A 15483-nucleotide genomic window follows, 5' to 3' on the forward strand; every position below is an offset into this window, starting at 1 on the left:
GAACCATAAAATTACAACTGCAGGATGGACTATGAAGCTGGGTAAAAAGAAGACTGCCGACGCGTCCGTTGATGAAAAGCCGGCAAAGAAAGCGACAAAAAAGGAAAAGGGTAAGGCTGCGGGGCCGAAGCTCAAGCGACTCAACTCCGTAGCCATGGGTCAGTCGCTGGTGGTTCTTGTGGCGGGTGTTGCTGCTGTTGCGTTGCTTCATTTCCTTGTCGTGCAGCCGGCGACCAGTGAGCGCTTTGCATCACTGAAAGCCCTGGAGGCAGACGCCGCCGCTTTGCGCCTGAATCAGTATTTCGAGCAGGTTCAGAAAAGTATCGATGGCCTCGCCACCCAGCCATACGTGATTGAGGCCTTTGGTAACTCGAACGAGATACCTGCCGTGGAGGCGCAACTGGAGAGCGCCCTGCCCGGAATCGAGGCGGTGCACCTGTTTCCCTACGGTATGATCCCCCGCACGACAAGTGGAGAAGAAGCACTGGGATTCTCCGGTCTGGAACTCGCCCGGCGCGCTGAAACCGGTCAAAGGCTGTATCCGGATGCCTTCCCGCGCGACAATCAATGGCTCGTTCAGATGGCGGCACCGGTTCGTAAGCCGGCAAGTAATGCCGTGGCGGGCAGCCTGCTGATGATTTTCGACACGGCGCAGATTCAGCCGTTGTTGAAAGTGGTTAACTCCACTCTTGGTGGCCAGCTGGCGCTGGTTCAGACGGTCTCGGGAGCCTCCCGGACCGTGGCGAGCAACGGCAGCGGATCTGGTAATGCTGAAGCCCGAACACTCCTCAATCCCGACTGGACCGTGACCTATACGCCGGCCAGAGCAGCGGCCGCCCCGGTTGACACTGTGATGATCGCGATACTGGTGGGCGTCCCGGTTCTCATTGCCGCGATTGTTATCTGGGTTCTGCTTGGTGGCGCCCAGAAAGGTCTGCGCCAGGATGTGACGGCTCTGATTCAGTGGGCTCACAAGGTATTCGGCGGTGAGCGGGTCAAGTTGCCGACCTTCCGCTGGGACATGGTGGCATCCACCGGCGAAGTGCTTTACCGGCTGTCCCAGGTTGTCGACAAGCGGGTCGGGAAAGCCGGTGAGAGTGCAAGGCCGAAGCCGACCAGTACCGGTAAATCCGGCGCTGGCGCATCGCAAAGTGCAGAGGAGCCCCTGTTTCAGGACAAAGATATGCCGGATATCGACATGCTGGACGGCGACGAAGATGTTCTGGGATTTGGAGGCGGTGACGATAGCGCCTTTGGCTCGGGCGACATCCCCGAAGTTGAGGAGGTGGCCCTGCCCCAGGTGGATCTTTCCCAGGATATTTTCCGGGCCTACGACATCCGGGGCATTGTTGGCGACACCCTGACGGCAGACATTGTTCAGGTTATTGGCCGGGCCATTGGTTCGGAGGCCCTGGGGCGTGGCGTTGCCAGCCTCTGTATCGGTTACGACGGTCGGCATTCAAGCCCGGATCTGGCGGAAGCGCTTGCCCGGGGCGTCATGGCAGCTGGCTGCAATGTGATTCATGTGGGTGCGGTGCCTACTCCGGTGCTCTATTTCGCCACGCATGAGCTTCAGACCGGCTCTGGCGTGATGGTGACAGGCAGCCATAATCCGGCCAACTACAACGGTCTGAAAATCATGTTGGACGGGGAAACCCTGTCTGGTGAGGCCATACAGAAGCTGTACCAGCGCATTCAGACCGGCGACTTTGCCAGCGGCCAGGGCAGTCAGTCCTCCGAGGATGTGCGTCGGGCATACCTGGACCGGATTGTCGGTGACATTGCAGTGGCCGCACCGCTCAAGGTGGTGGTTGATGCCGGTAACGGCATCGCCGGTGAGCTCGGTCCCATATTGATTGAAGAGCTGGGCTGTGAGGTGATTCCGCTGTACTGCGATGTCGACGGAGACTTCCCCAACCACCATCCGGATCCCGGTAAGCCCGCGAACCTGGCGGATCTGATTGCCCGGGTGACATCCGAAGGCGCCGATATCGGGCTTGCCTTCGATGGTGATGGCGACCGCCTTGGTGTGGTGACCAATTCCGGCAAGATTATCTGGCCAGACCGCCTGATGATGCTGTTTGCCCGGGATGTGGTGTCCCGGAACCCCGGTGCGGACGTTCTCTATGACGTCAAGTGCAGCCGCAGGCTGGCCGGTGTGATTTCCGAAGCCGGCGGCCGGCCGATCATGTGGAAAACCGGTCATTCATTGATGAAAGCCAAGATGAAAGAGACCGGTGCCTTGCTGGCCGGTGAAATGAGCGGCCACATCTTTTTCGGGGAGCGCTGGTACGGTTTCGATGACGGCCTGTACTCGGCCGCCCGTTTGCTTGAAATTCTGGGCATCGAAGATCGCCACAGTGATGAGGTCTTTGAGGATTTTCCGGAGGATATCAGTACCCCCGAGCTGAATGTCGAGGTGACGGAAAGCTCCAAGTTCGACATTATTGCGCGGCTCGGTGAAGCGGGAGACTTTGGTGACGGCAACACCAGTACCATTGATGGTATTCGTGTGGACTACGCCGACGGCTGGGGTCTGTGCCGGGCATCGAATACCACGCCTGCTCTGGTCCTGCGCTTCGAAGCAGAAACCGAGGACGCCCTCGAACGCATCAAGGCTGTCTTCCGGGAACAGCTGCGGAAGGCGGCACCGGATCTGGTGGCGGACTTCTGACCAACTTCCCTGGCGGTTTTCGCAGGTAGTTTTAACTCAGGATTAGTAAGGTATAAACATGGCGCTGGATCGTGAAACAGCAATGCAGGTAGCTTCGGTACTCAGCCGGGGTCTGCCCTATATTCAAAGATTTACCGGCAAGACCGTGGTGATCAAGTACGGCGGCAATGCCATGGAGAACGAGGACCTGAAGAGCAGCTTTGCCCGTGACGTGGTGCTGATGAAGCTGGTGGGCATCAACCCGATAGTAGTTCACGGCGGCGGCCCCCAGATCGGAGAGCTGCTGGAGCGCCTGAATATCCAGTCCCGGTTCGTCAACGGCATGCGGGTTACCGATGCCGAGACCATGGATGTGGTGGAAATGGTGCTCGGAGGTCAGGTGAACAAGGAGATTGTCTCGCTGATCAATGCTCAAGGTGGCACCGCATTGGGCCTTACCGGAAAGGATGCCAACCTGATTCGGGCGCGGAAACTTGAAGTCGTTAACCGTTCTCCGGAACTGGAACGCCCGGAAATCATCGATATCGGTCATGTGGGCGAAGTTGCCAGTATCAATGTGGATGTTATCGATATGCTTACCCGCAGCAATGTGATTCCGGTGATCGCGCCCATCGGGGTGGGGCCTGACGGCGCTTCCTACAACATTAATGCGGATCTGGTTGCCGGCAAGGTGGCGGAAGCCATGAAGGCCGAGAAGCTGATATTGCTTACCAACGTGTCCGGGCTGAAGGACAGGGACGACAAGGTGCTGACCGGGCTGACGGCAAAACAGGTCAACGACCTCATTGAGGACGGCACCATCCACGGGGGAATGCTGCCAAAGATCCGGTGTGCCCTGAGTGCGGTGGAGAACGGTGTGCGCACGGCCCATATTATCGACGGCAGGGTCGCTCATGCCTGCCTGCTGGAAATCTTCACCGATGAGGGTGTCGGCACCCTGATTTCCCGTAACTGACGACACCTGACAAGGAGTTTCCGGATGAAGCGCCTGTTCACGACGCTGATTATACTGGTCCTGGTCGGCTTTGCCGCGTTCAAGGCGGGCGTCTGGTGGTTGGCAGACCAGCGAATGGCGGACGCACGGCAGGCGCTGGAAGAATTCGGAGTGCTGCACCGTGGCAGCATCAGTTCCGGTGTGGACGGTCGCGTGGTTCTCAACGGTGCCAGCTGGCAGGATTTTGAACTGACCCAGCCCCTGGACATCGCCCGCGCCGAATTTGACGCCGGTTCTCCGGTCAATTTGCTCACCGGTCTGGCGGATCCCTCCAGTCTGCCGGCACAATGGTCCCTGAGACTGGATGGCGTGAGCCTGAGGCTCGACCCCACCATGCTACGCAACTGGGTGACCGCAGATGGTGCGAACAGCGAAGGCGAACAGGCCCTGTTTGTTCTCTCCTGTGCACCAGATCCCCGTCAACAGCTGGGAAGTGGGGATCTGATCCGGATGGGGATTGCGGGTCTTGCCGGCGACGCGTTTCTGCGCCAGGATCCTGGCCGTATTCATGCCGAGCTGAATACCATCAGTACCGGTAGCCTGGAATTGGACTGGCCAGCCGCCAGAGTCCGTTACCAGGACGGAGATGTGACGATATCAGGCGGCACGGAACCTCTGCAGTTGACCCTGAGGGATGCCGGTCTGATGCGTCGTATCGCCGCCTATTGCGCCCGTGAGGCGGGCATTGAGCCCGATAAATGGGCCAAACGTTCACTGGACGCCCTGATAGCGGGGCTTGAAGCCCAGGGGCTGGCGCCAAGTGATCAGTTGAAGGCGCTTTACCGGCAGTGGTTGCTGGAAGGTGGTGAGCTCACGGTGAGTCTTCAGCCCGGTGAGGCTCTGCTGGGTATCCCGGTCAGAGCCGAAGGGGCGGGGCAGGTTAGTAGCAGCTGGCCAGTACGCTATAACGGCGCGGGTGTCCCCGATGTCTATCTCACGGAAGCCAAACCAGTGATACCGGAAACGCCAGACATAGCCGTAGAACCGGTCGTGCCGCGGGAAAACCCGGGTGTCGAAGGCTGGTATGTGGCTGACATGGCGAATGCGGACCAGTGGATTGATCATAGGGTCAGGGTGACGCTCTCCAACGATAATGTTGTGGAAGGCCGCCTGGTGAGTGTCAGCGAAAGGGAACTTGAGGTGGCCCGGGTGGTTGCTGGCGGAGAAGTTGCCTATCCGATGCTGATCCGGGCCATTACCAACTTTGAAGTGTGGCGGCGGGGCCGTGCACAATGATTCCTTTGGGAATCTGAGAGGAAACTATGTCGCAGTCCGATAGCAAGACCGTAGCGGTGCCGGGCATCCGTGACATGCTTGCCCGCCTGGTGTCCCTGCCGTCCATCAGCAGTGCCTCGGCCGAGTGGGACCACAGCAACGAGCCGGTGGTACGAACCCTGGCAGAGTGGCTGGAGGCCCTCGGTTTTTCCGTGGAGATCCTGCAAGTTCCGGGCATGCCCGGCAAATTCAACCTGATTGCAACCCTGGGCAGCGGCCCGGGTGGCCTGGTGCTGTCGGGACACACCGATACGGTGCCCTTCGACGATAAGCGCTGGCAGAGCGATCCGTTCACCCTGACCGAGCGGAATAACCGCTGGTACGGGCTGGGCACCTGCGATATGAAAGGTTTTTTCCCGCTGGCTATCGAAGCGGCCAGGACCTTTGTCGGGGAAGATCTGAAACAGCCCCTGATCATTCTCGCTACCGCCGACGAAGAGAGCTCCATGGATGGCGCCCGGGCACTGGCCGAGGCCGGTAAGCCCAAGGCCCGCTACGCGGTCATCGGCGAACCCACCAGCCTGAGGCCCGTGCGCATGCACAAAGGCATCATGATGGAGCGTCTTAAGTTCGAGGGACAGTCCGGCCATTCCTCCAATCCGGCCCTGGGCCGCAATGCCCTGGAAGGAATGCACGAAGCCATGACCGAGCTTCTGGCACTCCGGTCAACATGGCAGGAAAAGTACCGGAATCCGAACTTTGAGGTGCAGTTCCCGACCCTGAACCTCGGCTGCATCCATGGCGGTGACAACCCCAACCGGATCTGTGCCCAGTGTGAGCTTCACTTCGATCTGCGCCCTCTGCCGGGCATGAACATGGAATCCCTGCGCCAGGCGATCCTGAACAAGGTCCAGCCGGTGGCGGAGCGCCGCGAGTTGTCCATGGTGTTCGAGCCCCTGTTTGATGGTGTGCCCCCGTTCGAAACCCCGTCCGATGCGGCCCTGGTAAAAGCCTGCGAGCAGCTGACCGGTCACACGGCCCATGCCGTTGCGTTCGCCACGGAAGCCCCTTGGTTGCAAAAGCTCGGCCTGGAAACCCTGGTGATGGGGCCCGGATCAATCGATCAGGCGCATCAGCCAGATGAATTTATAGAGCTCTCTCAGTTGGAGCCGACGGTGAAGATCCTGCAAGGGCTGATCCGACAGTTTTGCCTTTAGGCCGGAGTCCGGGTCAAATAGGGGGCTGAACACTGTCGGGAGCCCTCTCCAAAACACGCCCGTAAATACGTCCCTGTAGGGCTCGGTCGCGCCATCCCTGGCGCTCCACGGCTTTGGAGAGGGCTCCCGACAGTGTTCGTCAGACTGAATTGCAGGCCGCGTAAAGAAAAAAGCTTGGAGTATTCGAATTGAAATCAAACGACTGGCTGCATGGATTCCGCCATTCATCCCCCTACATCAACGCCCACCGCGGGCGTACGGTGGTGCTGACCATTCCGGGGGATGCCATTGAGCATGGCAATTTCATCAACATCATCCATGACATCGCGTTGCTGAGCAGTCTCGGCGTGCGACTGGTCGTTGCCTTTGGCGCCCGCCCGCAGATTCAGGCGCGGCTGGACACGGCCGGCGTAGAATCGTCGTTTGCCAGAAGCCTGCGGATTACGCCAGTAGAGCATCTTGGCATGGTGATGGAGGCCATTGGAGGGCTAAGGGCCTATCTGGAGAGCCACCTGTCCATGGGGCTGGTGAACTCCCCCATGCACAATGCCCGCATCCGGGTGAGTGGCGGCAACTATGTGGCTGCCAAGCCGGTTGGCGTGCTGGACGGTATCGATTTTGGTCATACCGGCAAGGTACGCCGGGTGGATGTGGCCGGCATCGAGAAACTGCTTGAGCTTGGTCACATTGTGCTGTTGCCGCCGATGGGTTACTCGCCCACCGGGGACGCCTTCAATCTCTCGTATGAGGATGTTGGTAGCCAGGTAGCGGCGGCACTTCAGGCTGAGAAGTTGATTGTGTTTATTGATGATCCCGGGTTGCAGGAAGAGGATGGTGCGCTTATCCGGGAACTGTCGGCCCGCCAGGCAACCGAGCGACTTGCGGCCGGTGCCGTGACCGGTCACGACGCCGATCTGCTGAGAGCCGCCTGTGATGCCTGTGTGAAGGGCGTAAGGCGGGCGCACATCATCAGCTACGTGGACGACGGCGCTTTACTGAAGGAGCTTTTCACCCGGGACGGTGCCGGTACATTGGTCAGTGGCGACCACTACGAGCAGTTCCGACAGGCCCGGGTGGAAGACATTGGCGGGATTCTGGAGTTGATCCAGCCGCTGGAGGAGCAGGGTATTCTGGTCCGCCGGTCCCGGGAGATGCTGGAAACGGAAATCGATCGGTTTGTGGTGGCGGAGCGCGACGGCACCATCGTGGGGTGTGCCGCTCTTTACAGTTACCCGGATGAAGGTGCCGGCGAGTTGTCCTGCTTTGCGGTAGACCCGACCTATCGCCGGGCCGGGCGGGGTGATGAGATTCTGGCGATGGTTGAGAAGCTCGCCAGGGGCCAGGGTATCCAGAAGCTGTTTGTGCTCACCACCCAGACCGAACACTGGTTCCGGGAGCGGGGCTTCCAGCCCTCCACCGTGCAGGCTTTGCCCGGGCCCAAGCTGGCGTCCTACAACACTCAGCGAAACTCAAAGGTATTCTGTAAACCGCTCTGACAAGTCAGTAAGCAGCTCTGACCGTTGAGGCGCCGGTTTCTGTGACAATTCGTCGACTGCCCGGTAAAAACCGGCGAAGTCGTATCCGTTTTCCCGGAGTAACTGGCGGAATGCAGGCACATGCTGGTTGTACTGCCGGAACAGAGCGAGGTTGGCATTGTTAAGGGTCACCGGCGCCGGGCCGAATGGGCCTGGTTCTGGCCAGTCTTCAGAGGTCTGTTGGTAGGCTTGGGCAAGCTGCTCCAGCAAATCTGCCTTGCGGGTCCGTAGCTGGTCATCGGGCACAAGCCCCTGCTGTGCGTAGAGTGCTTCCAGGCGGGTGCTGAAGGCCTGAACGAGAGTCAGAGTCTGGCTCAGTCGCGAAAGGCGCTCTAGCGCCTGCCGGAATTGACCGGGCTTACCCTGCGCCACCAGCCAGAGTCTCAACCCTTCCAGTTCCACGGCAGTGGCGAAGCTTTCGTTAAAGGCCGTGTCATCGGGGATGTACACGACCTGATGGGCCAGTTCATGAAACATCAGGGCGACCATCCGATCCTCCGGTAACCGGGTAAAGCCCGTATGGAGTGGGTCATCAAACCAGCCCAGGGTGGAATAGGCGGTAACCCCGCCGATGAAGGTGTCGAAGCCTCGGGCGTGGAACAGTGCCTGTTCTCTTTGAGCATCTTTCAGGCGGAAATACCCCCGGTAGGCCTGGCAGCCGAGGATCGGGTAACACCAGCGATGGGGCTCCAGCGAAAATTCGGGCGCGGCAACGAGGTTGACCACCACCCAGGAGCGGTCAAGATTCACGTATTCACCGAACGCATCCCCGACCGGCAGGGCAAGCCGCTGGACCGCAAACTCCCGGGCCTGCCGGGAGATGGCGAGTTTATCCCGGAGCGCTGCCGGAGTACTGGCGTCAGCAATAACCGCTTCCACCGGTTGTCCTGAGACCATCAGGGAAATATGCCCACTGACCGCCTGGGAATAGTAGCCAATGGTCGTACACCCGTTAAGCATTGTTACCAGTAGCAAAAGTGGATAGATCTGACTAAGCTGTTTCATGGGTCAGGATGTTATAGTGAATTGGTTTGCCTGTGGGGGCCAGGCCGCTATAGTACAGTCGTGATTTCCATAGTAGCAGGTGGCATCCGCCACCGTTTCAGGGACGTGAGTCGGTGCCGGACAGTGGGTCCGGCGATTGTTCCGGCTGTGCGAGATATCAGGTAGTTCATGGATCCAAGAGAACGTCGTAGTAGCCCCCGCCAACCCATCAAGCTTGCCGCCCAGATAGACCTGGGGACCGGTGAGGCTTGGCCGTGCCAGATTGCCGACTTCTGCCCGGAGGGCCTGTTTGTTCGCTACTCCGGCGAAACGTCCCGCAAGCTTGACCGGGCCTTTGCGGCGGGAACGCCACCGGAGCTTATCGTTCGTTTCCGCGGCCTTGATGGTGCCCGTCGTCATGAGCTGCATGTCGCCATCGTACGACGTATTGATGGCGCAATGGGGGTGAATTTTACCCGACCGAACCCGGAGGCCGTGGATGCCATGCTGCAGCAATGCGGCAGTTCCCGGAACCAGGACCGCTCCTCCTTGCGCGCGCCCAGTGACAGGATCCAGTTCGTTTTGCATCAGTCTGCCAAGGCAGTGATTCAGTTCATTGAACCGCTGATGGATGCCTGCTTCCTGCAGATGGTCGCCGGACTCAAGCAGGCAGCCCAGAAAGCTTCGAACGATCAGCAAGCCAACGAATACATGGATGCCTCAGGCCAGATCCAGGCCCGACAGCGGGTGATGTGGCGCCAGATGGCGCGCAGCCTGGAATCTCCCCTTAAGCCGGCTCCCAAGGGCTTTCCCGGTTCTGAGCTGTCGGTGGTGGACAAGGGCGAATTCGAGGACTGGCTGACCATCCGGGTGATGGTTACCAAGGCCGATACCCAGTATCGGGGCGACCTGCTCCAGCTCAAGCTGCGCCTCGACAACCTCGGTATTGCCAATGCCACCGGGCATCACAATCCCCTCGGTCCGTCACTGGTTTGTGAGGCTTTCCATGGCGGACTGAATCAACTCAAGGCCTCTCGTGAGGTGGAAAAAGTCTGTCTGCGGGTTTTTGAACAGACCGTTCTGCAGCAGTTGGGGCCCCTTTACAAGGAGCTGAACAATATCCTGATTCGTCATGGAGTGCTGCCGGATCTGGATCTGAGTAAGTACCTGAGCGAATACGCGGTCGCAAAGTCCGATGAAAAGCCGGCGCAGGCCAGGCCGGAACAGCCGCGGGCGGAAGAAAAACCGGCCACTGCCCCGGAGCCAGAACCTGAACCGGAAAAGGCAGCTACCGCTGAAACTGTTGCCCGGCGCAAACCCGGTATGCTCGGTGGCGAGTTCCGGGGCTATGCCCAAGCGGCGCAAACTGCCTTCGCTACCGTGCGGAACCTGCTTAATACACTGACCGCAAGCCGTGTGGCGCGGGGTGATTCCGCACCCGCGCCGTTCCAACCCAACGCCCGCCCCCTATCGTCCGGCGAGCTGCAGCGTGAACTGCAGCAACTTCAGGGCCAGGCGCTGGATTCCGGGGCTGATGTGGCACCGCTCAGGGAACGGGTAGTCGAGAAGGTCAAGGAAAGTGGTGATAACCGGCTGAACGAGGAGCAGCAGGGCACACTGGACGTGGTTGACCGGTTTTTCCGTTCCGTCGTGGAAAGCCCCAAACTCAGTGACTATGCCCAGCAGCGTATGCGGCAACTGGAGGTGCCGGTACTCAAGGTGGTCATGCGGGACCCCGCGTTTTTTGACGACCAGGACAGTCCCGTTCGCGGCGTAATGAATCGTCTGGCCCAGTTGGGGGTCAAGGGTGGTCGGATCAATCCCGTGGTCCAGCGTCGGGTGGATGAGCTTGTTCACCGTATTACCACCGATTTCGAGCAGGACACCGGGGTGTTCGAGCAAACCGTTCAGGAGCTGGATACCCTGATTGATCGCCAGAACCTGGTGTATCGCAGAAATGTTGAGCGGGTGACAGCCGCAGCAGAGGGCGCCCAGAAGGTTGCCGAATCAAAAAAGGCCGTGACTGATGTCCTGAATCAGAAGCTGGGTGGACGCAAGGTGCCGAAGGCTGTACTAAGTCTGCTGGATGGTGGCTGGCGGGATTTACTCTCGCTGACCTGGATCCGGCAAGGGCCAGACAGCCAGCTCTGGCAGGACTATCTGTCGGTGATTGATTCCCTGCTGTCCTTTGCCGAGGATGCCAACAGCTCCATCAATCTGCCAGAGCTGTTGCGGGTGATCCAGGATGGTCTCGCCTCCATTTCCAGCAACCATATGCCGTCCTCCCAGATCCGGGACGAGCTCAAGCAGTTTCTGGTTCGCAGCCCGGATAAATCGCCTGAGCTGGTGGAAATCCCGCCAGCAAGGCCGGACCAGGCAGATATCAGAAAATTGTCTGACCGCGAACAACGCAGCCTGCAGCGCTGGATCAACCGGGCCCAGCAACTGCGCACGGGGGACTGGCTACGGGATCAGGAAAAGCCGGAAGAACCGCAGTATATCCGGCTGGTCTGGATTGCCCGGGGATTCAGCCGTTTTGTGTTCGTTAACCACCAGGGTATGCGGGTGGTGGAACTGGAGCTTGAAGCTCTGGCCCGGCATATGCGCAAAGGCATCATTGTGCCGGACAGCCAGTATGAGCGGCCCCTGGTGGATGAGAGTATCGACCGGATGGTTCGCAAGGTCTACGACCAGCTGTCATGGGCTTCCACCCACGATGAGCTGACGAAGCTTCTGGGCCGCCGTGAATTCGAGCGCATGCTGGATCAGCAGCTGGCCAGAAGGGAAGATGAGCGGTCCCTGGTGCGACTGGACCTTCGCCGCTTTCGCCTGCTAAACGACACGGCGGGTTACCAGGCCGGTGATGAAACCCTGAGACAGGTCGCTGACATTCTTCGTAGTCATGTGGGTGACGGCATGCCCGTGGCCCGGCTTGCAGGCAACGAATTTGCCATGCTGGTGCCCTCGGAAACTGCCACTGAGGCGGCGAGAAATCTCATTCAGGCAGTCGAAGAAGCCGAGTTTACCTTCGGCGGCCGGTCTTATCGGCTTTCCGCCAATGTCGGTGTGGTGCCTACGCTGCCGGCACTGGTGAGCGCCGAACGCTGGTTACGGGCCTCGGAACAGGCGTTGGCCGTGTCCCGGCAGCAGGGGCATGGCAAGGTTTCGGAATATGCACTGGGCGCCGAAGATCAGGCCCGACAGGAGCAGATTGCCGCCAAGGTGGCCAGTCTCAGTAATCTGAATGAAGAGCGCATGCTGTTGCGGTGCCAGAAAATCATACCCCTGCATGCCAATGCGACCATGACGGCTCAGTACGAAGTGCTGATCAGCATGTACGATGACGAAGGCAACCTGATTACCGGTCGGGACTTTGTCCGTATGGCCGAGCGTTACGACCGCATGCAGGCGGTTGACCGCTGGGTCGTCGGACACATGCTGGACTGGCTCAGGGACAAGGCCCCGGATCCGCGGCATTTTGGCGGAGTGTGTATCAACCTTTCCGGCTACTCCCTGAACGATCATGCGCTGCTGGAGTTTATCTACGAGAAGCTGAGCGAGAAGGACGCACCTATCGAGCGGCTCTGGTTCGAGCTCACCGAGGCTTCTGCCATTAACGATGTCCAGTCGGTGGCGGACTTCATTCTGGAGATGAAGGAACTCGGGTGCCGGTTCTGCCTGGGCAACTTTGGCAGTGGCCCCAGCTCCTTCGAGCTCATGCGCTCATTGCCGGTGGATTTGATCAAGATCGACAATGCCTTTACCGGCCAGCTGTCGACCAGCGAAACCGACCGCGCGATGGTGCGCTCCATGGTGGATATGGCCCATTACATGAAACGGGAAGTGATCGCTTCCCAGGTTGAATCGCGGGATGTTCTGGACCTGCTCCGGCAACTGGGTGTGGACTACGCCCAGGGCTTTGTGATTGAAAAGCCCCGATTGCTCGACAGCCTCACCTGATTCCGGCACGCTGCGCCTATGTCAAAACGCCACCCGATTATCGCTGTTACCGGTTCATCCGGGGCAGGTACCACCACGACCGGCCAGATTTTCAGCCGGATGTTTGCCAGTGAAGGCCTGAATGCAGCTATGGTCAGTGGTGACAGCTTTCACCGGTACAACCGGGAGCAGATGGCCCGGCTGGCCGCCAAAGGCCAGTTTGGCGAGCGGAACCATTTCGCCCTGGCCGCCAACCACATCGATAAGCTTGAAGCGCTTTTCTACGACTACGGCCACACCGGCAATGGCCGGTACCGGCAGTACGTTCACGACGAAGACCGGAAACTGGTGGCCGCTGGCCACAAACCCGGGACTTTTACGCCCTGGGGACCACTGCCCGCTGACACCGATTTGCTATTTTACGAAGGCTTGCACGGTGGGGTGGTCAGCGATACCTACAACATTGCCCAGTATGTGGACCTGATGATCGGCGTGGTGCCCATCGTCAATCTCGAATGGATCCAGAAGATCCATCGGGATACCCATAAGCGCGGTTACAGTCAGGATGCAGTCGTGGAGACCATCATCAACCGCATGGACGACTATGTTCATGACATCGTGCCGCAGTTTTCCCACACCCACATCAATTTCCAGCGCATCCCGCTGGTGGATACCTCCAATCCCTTCGTGGTCCGGGATGTACCCACCGAAGATGAGAGCATGCTGGTGATCCGGTTCCGGGATCCCTCGGAAGTCGAGTTTCCCTATCTGCTGCAGGTAATTTCCGGCAGCAGTCTGTCACGCCACGATACCCTGGTGATACCGGGCACAAAAATGCCGCTGGCTACCGACCTGATTGTCAGGCCCATGGTCCAGCGGCTGATGGCCCGAAAGCCGTTCGCTTGAGCACCTGCGGCTTTCAGACGGTCAGGCGACCATCCCGATAATCCTGCAGGGTCTGCTCAATTTCTTCCCGGGTGTTCATTACGAACGGTCCGTACTGAACCACTGGCTCACCGATGGGCTTGCCGGCAATCAGCAGCAGGCGCGCGCCAGTGTTTCCTGCCCGGACGCTGATCTGGTCACCGTCACCCAGGATGCTGGCGGCGCTGCGCTGCAACCCCGCGTCACCGAGGTGCGCGTCTCCCTCGTACAGGTACAGCATGCCATTATGAGTCTCGGGAACCGGCAGGGTAAGGCTCGCCCCGGATGCCAGGTGAATGTCCGCGTACACCGGTTGGGTGCTGCGGTCGGGCACCGCCCCACGATGGGCCTGGTCACCGACCATGAGCGTCCCGGCGATCAGTTTTACCATGCCTCCTTCAAAGGCGATCTCCGGGATCTCTTCGGACTGGATGTCACGGTAGCCAGCCTCAGTCATCTTTTCTGCGGCGGGCAGGTTCAGCCATAGCTGAAAGCCACGCATCACGCCTTCTTCCTGTTGGGGCATCTCCGAATGAATGATGCCACGGCCAGCGGTCATCCATTGCACGCCGCCGTTACGCAAGTCGCCACGGTTGCCGAGATGATCCTCGTGGAGCATGTGGCCCTCGATCATGTAGGTCACGGTCTCAAACCCGCGGTGGGGATGGGACGGAAAGCCGGCAATGTAGTCTGCCGCCTCGGCTGAGCCGAACTCGTCCAGCATCAGGAAGGGGTCCAGGCGAACACTTTGCCGCTGGCCAATTGAACGTTTGATACGTACACCGGCACCATCGGATGTTTCCAATGCGGGAATAATCTGTTTCAGGGAGCGATGGGTCATGGTGTTCTCCTCTCGTTTACTCTTAATCCTATTAAAGCGGGAGGAGAGGTGATTATAAAACGCAGAAATCTGGCGGGTGACATCAAAAAAACTGAAGGACCGGTGGCGACCGGTTCAGGACGCCACCGGTGAACACCTATTCCACGTTTCGGGAATAGAAAATTTCCAGCATTTCCCGGCGCAGCCGATCCTCGATGGATTGGGCTTCCTGCGGGTCAAGATCACTGGCATTGACACCGAACACATAGTTATCGAGGTTGAAGTTCTTCAGCATCATCTTGGTGTGGAACATGTTTTCCTGGTACACGTTCACATCGATCATCTGATACGCATTCTGGGTATCCTCGGTCAGATAGTTCTGGATCGAGTTGATGTCGTGATCGATGTAGTGTTTGGTGCCGTCCACGTCGCGGGTGAAGCCGCGGACACGGTAATCCACGGTAACCACATCGGAATCAAAGCTGTGGATCAGGTAGTTCAGCACTTTCAGGGGGGAAATCAGGCCACAAGTGGACACGTCGATGTCTGCCCTGAAGGTGCTCACACCATCGTGGGGATGACTTTCCGGGTAGGTGTGGACGGTTACATGACTCTTGTCCAGGTGTGCAACGATGGTGTCCGGAAGCGGCCCCGGAGACTCTTCATTATCCGGCTCACCATTGGACAGTTCGTGCTCGGCGATCAGCATGGTGACCGACGCGCCGTGGGGCTCATAATCCTGACGTGCGATATTGAGAATGTTGGCGCCGATGATCTTGACCACATCGGACAGGATCTGGGTCAGACGCTCGGCATTGTACATTTCATCGATGTAGTCGATGTACGCTTCACGTTGTTCTTCGGTCTGCGCGTAACAGATGTCGTAGATGTTAAAGCTCAGGGATTTGGTCAGGTTGTTAAAACCGTGCAGCTGGAGTTTTGATTCCATGCTCAGCCCCTCCGGATCGTGGAGATGAATGACTGCAGAGCTAATGTTATGCGCTCTGCCGAGGCCGCCACCGACTACTGACCGGGTTGTTCACCTTTTGCGCAGACCGGCGGAGAGGGTGCGTATTATGCACACCGCAAGTGACGTTGAATAGTATTTACAATGACATTTTAGCATCGCTGACTTCCCCCGGATCCGGCCTTTGGGAAATGGCCCCTGGAGGGCCCTGAGC

Annotated in this window: 10 protein-coding genes; 7 read left to right on the forward strand and 3 right to left on the reverse strand. The window is 58.9% G+C overall.

The window, feature by feature from the left end:
• Positions 1–31: 31 nt before the first annotated feature.
• The 5 genes from CLH62_RS21580 (at position 32) to argA (ending at position 7596) form a co-directional block, all read left to right on the forward strand.
• Positions 32–2674, forward strand: a complete 2643-nt coding sequence (locus CLH62_RS21580) for a phosphomannomutase/phosphoglucomutase (protein ID WP_099618621.1) — start codon at positions 32–34, stop codon at positions 2672–2674.
• 58 nt (positions 2675–2732) lie between these two features.
• Positions 2733–3629, forward strand: coding sequence for an acetylglutamate kinase (argB, locus tag CLH62_RS13335; RefSeq protein ID WP_099618622.1), 897 nt, complete (start codon positions 2733–2735; stop codon positions 3627–3629).
• 24 nt (positions 3630–3653) lie between these two features.
• Positions 3654–4904: an acetylornithine deacetylase gene (locus CLH62_RS13340; RefSeq protein WP_099618623.1), complete on the forward strand. Its 1251-nt coding sequence runs from the start codon at positions 3654–3656 to the stop codon at positions 4902–4904.
• A gap of 26 nt (positions 4905–4930) precedes the next feature.
• Positions 4931–6100: an acetylornithine deacetylase gene (argE, locus tag CLH62_RS13345; RefSeq protein ID WP_099618624.1), complete on the forward strand. Its 1170-nt coding sequence runs from the start codon at positions 4931–4933 to the stop codon at positions 6098–6100.
• Positions 6101–6288: 188 nt separating this feature from the next.
• Positions 6289–7596 (forward strand): amino-acid N-acetyltransferase, encoded by a 1308-nt coding sequence (gene argA, locus CLH62_RS13350; protein ID WP_099618625.1) that lies wholly within the window; start codon positions 6289–6291, stop codon positions 7594–7596.
• On the opposite strand, the gene CLH62_RS13355 is transcribed toward argA, so the two are convergent.
• On the reverse strand, positions 7570–8640 hold the full coding sequence (locus CLH62_RS13355) for an aminopeptidase (protein ID WP_099618626.1): 1071 nt from the start codon (positions 8638–8640) through the stop codon (positions 7570–7572). The genes argA and CLH62_RS13355 overlap by 27 nt on opposite strands.
• A 168-nt stretch (positions 8641–8808) precedes the next feature.
• On the opposite strand from CLH62_RS13355, the gene CLH62_RS13360 reads away from it, so the two are divergent.
• Together CLH62_RS13360 and CLH62_RS13365 are read left to right on the forward strand one after the other, a co-directional pair.
• Complete coding sequence (locus CLH62_RS13360) at positions 8809–12579, forward strand: DUF1631 family protein (RefSeq protein WP_099618627.1); 3771 nt, start codon at positions 8809–8811, stop codon at positions 12577–12579.
• An 18-nt stretch (positions 12580–12597) separates the two neighbouring features.
• Positions 12598–13464, forward strand: a complete 867-nt coding sequence (locus tag CLH62_RS13365; RefSeq protein WP_099618628.1) for a phosphoribulokinase — start codon at positions 12598–12600, stop codon at positions 13462–13464.
• A gap of 13 nt (positions 13465–13477) precedes the next feature.
• On the opposite strand, the gene CLH62_RS13370 is transcribed toward CLH62_RS13365, so the two are convergent.
• Together CLH62_RS13370 and speD are read right to left on the reverse strand one after the other, a co-directional pair.
• A complete protein-coding gene (locus tag CLH62_RS13370; protein WP_099618629.1) occupies positions 13478–14323 on the reverse strand; it encodes a pirin family protein in 846 nt (281 codons plus the stop codon).
• Positions 14324–14459: 136 nt separating this feature from the next.
• Entirely contained in the window at positions 14460–15251 is a 792-nt protein-coding gene (speD, locus tag CLH62_RS13375; RefSeq protein ID WP_099618630.1) for an adenosylmethionine decarboxylase, read from the reverse strand.
• Positions 15252–15483 lie beyond the last annotated feature (232 nt).

This window comes from Marinobacter guineae (assembly GCF_002744735.1).
GTDB lineage: Bacteria > Pseudomonadota > Gammaproteobacteria > Pseudomonadales > Oleiphilaceae > Marinobacter > Marinobacter guineae.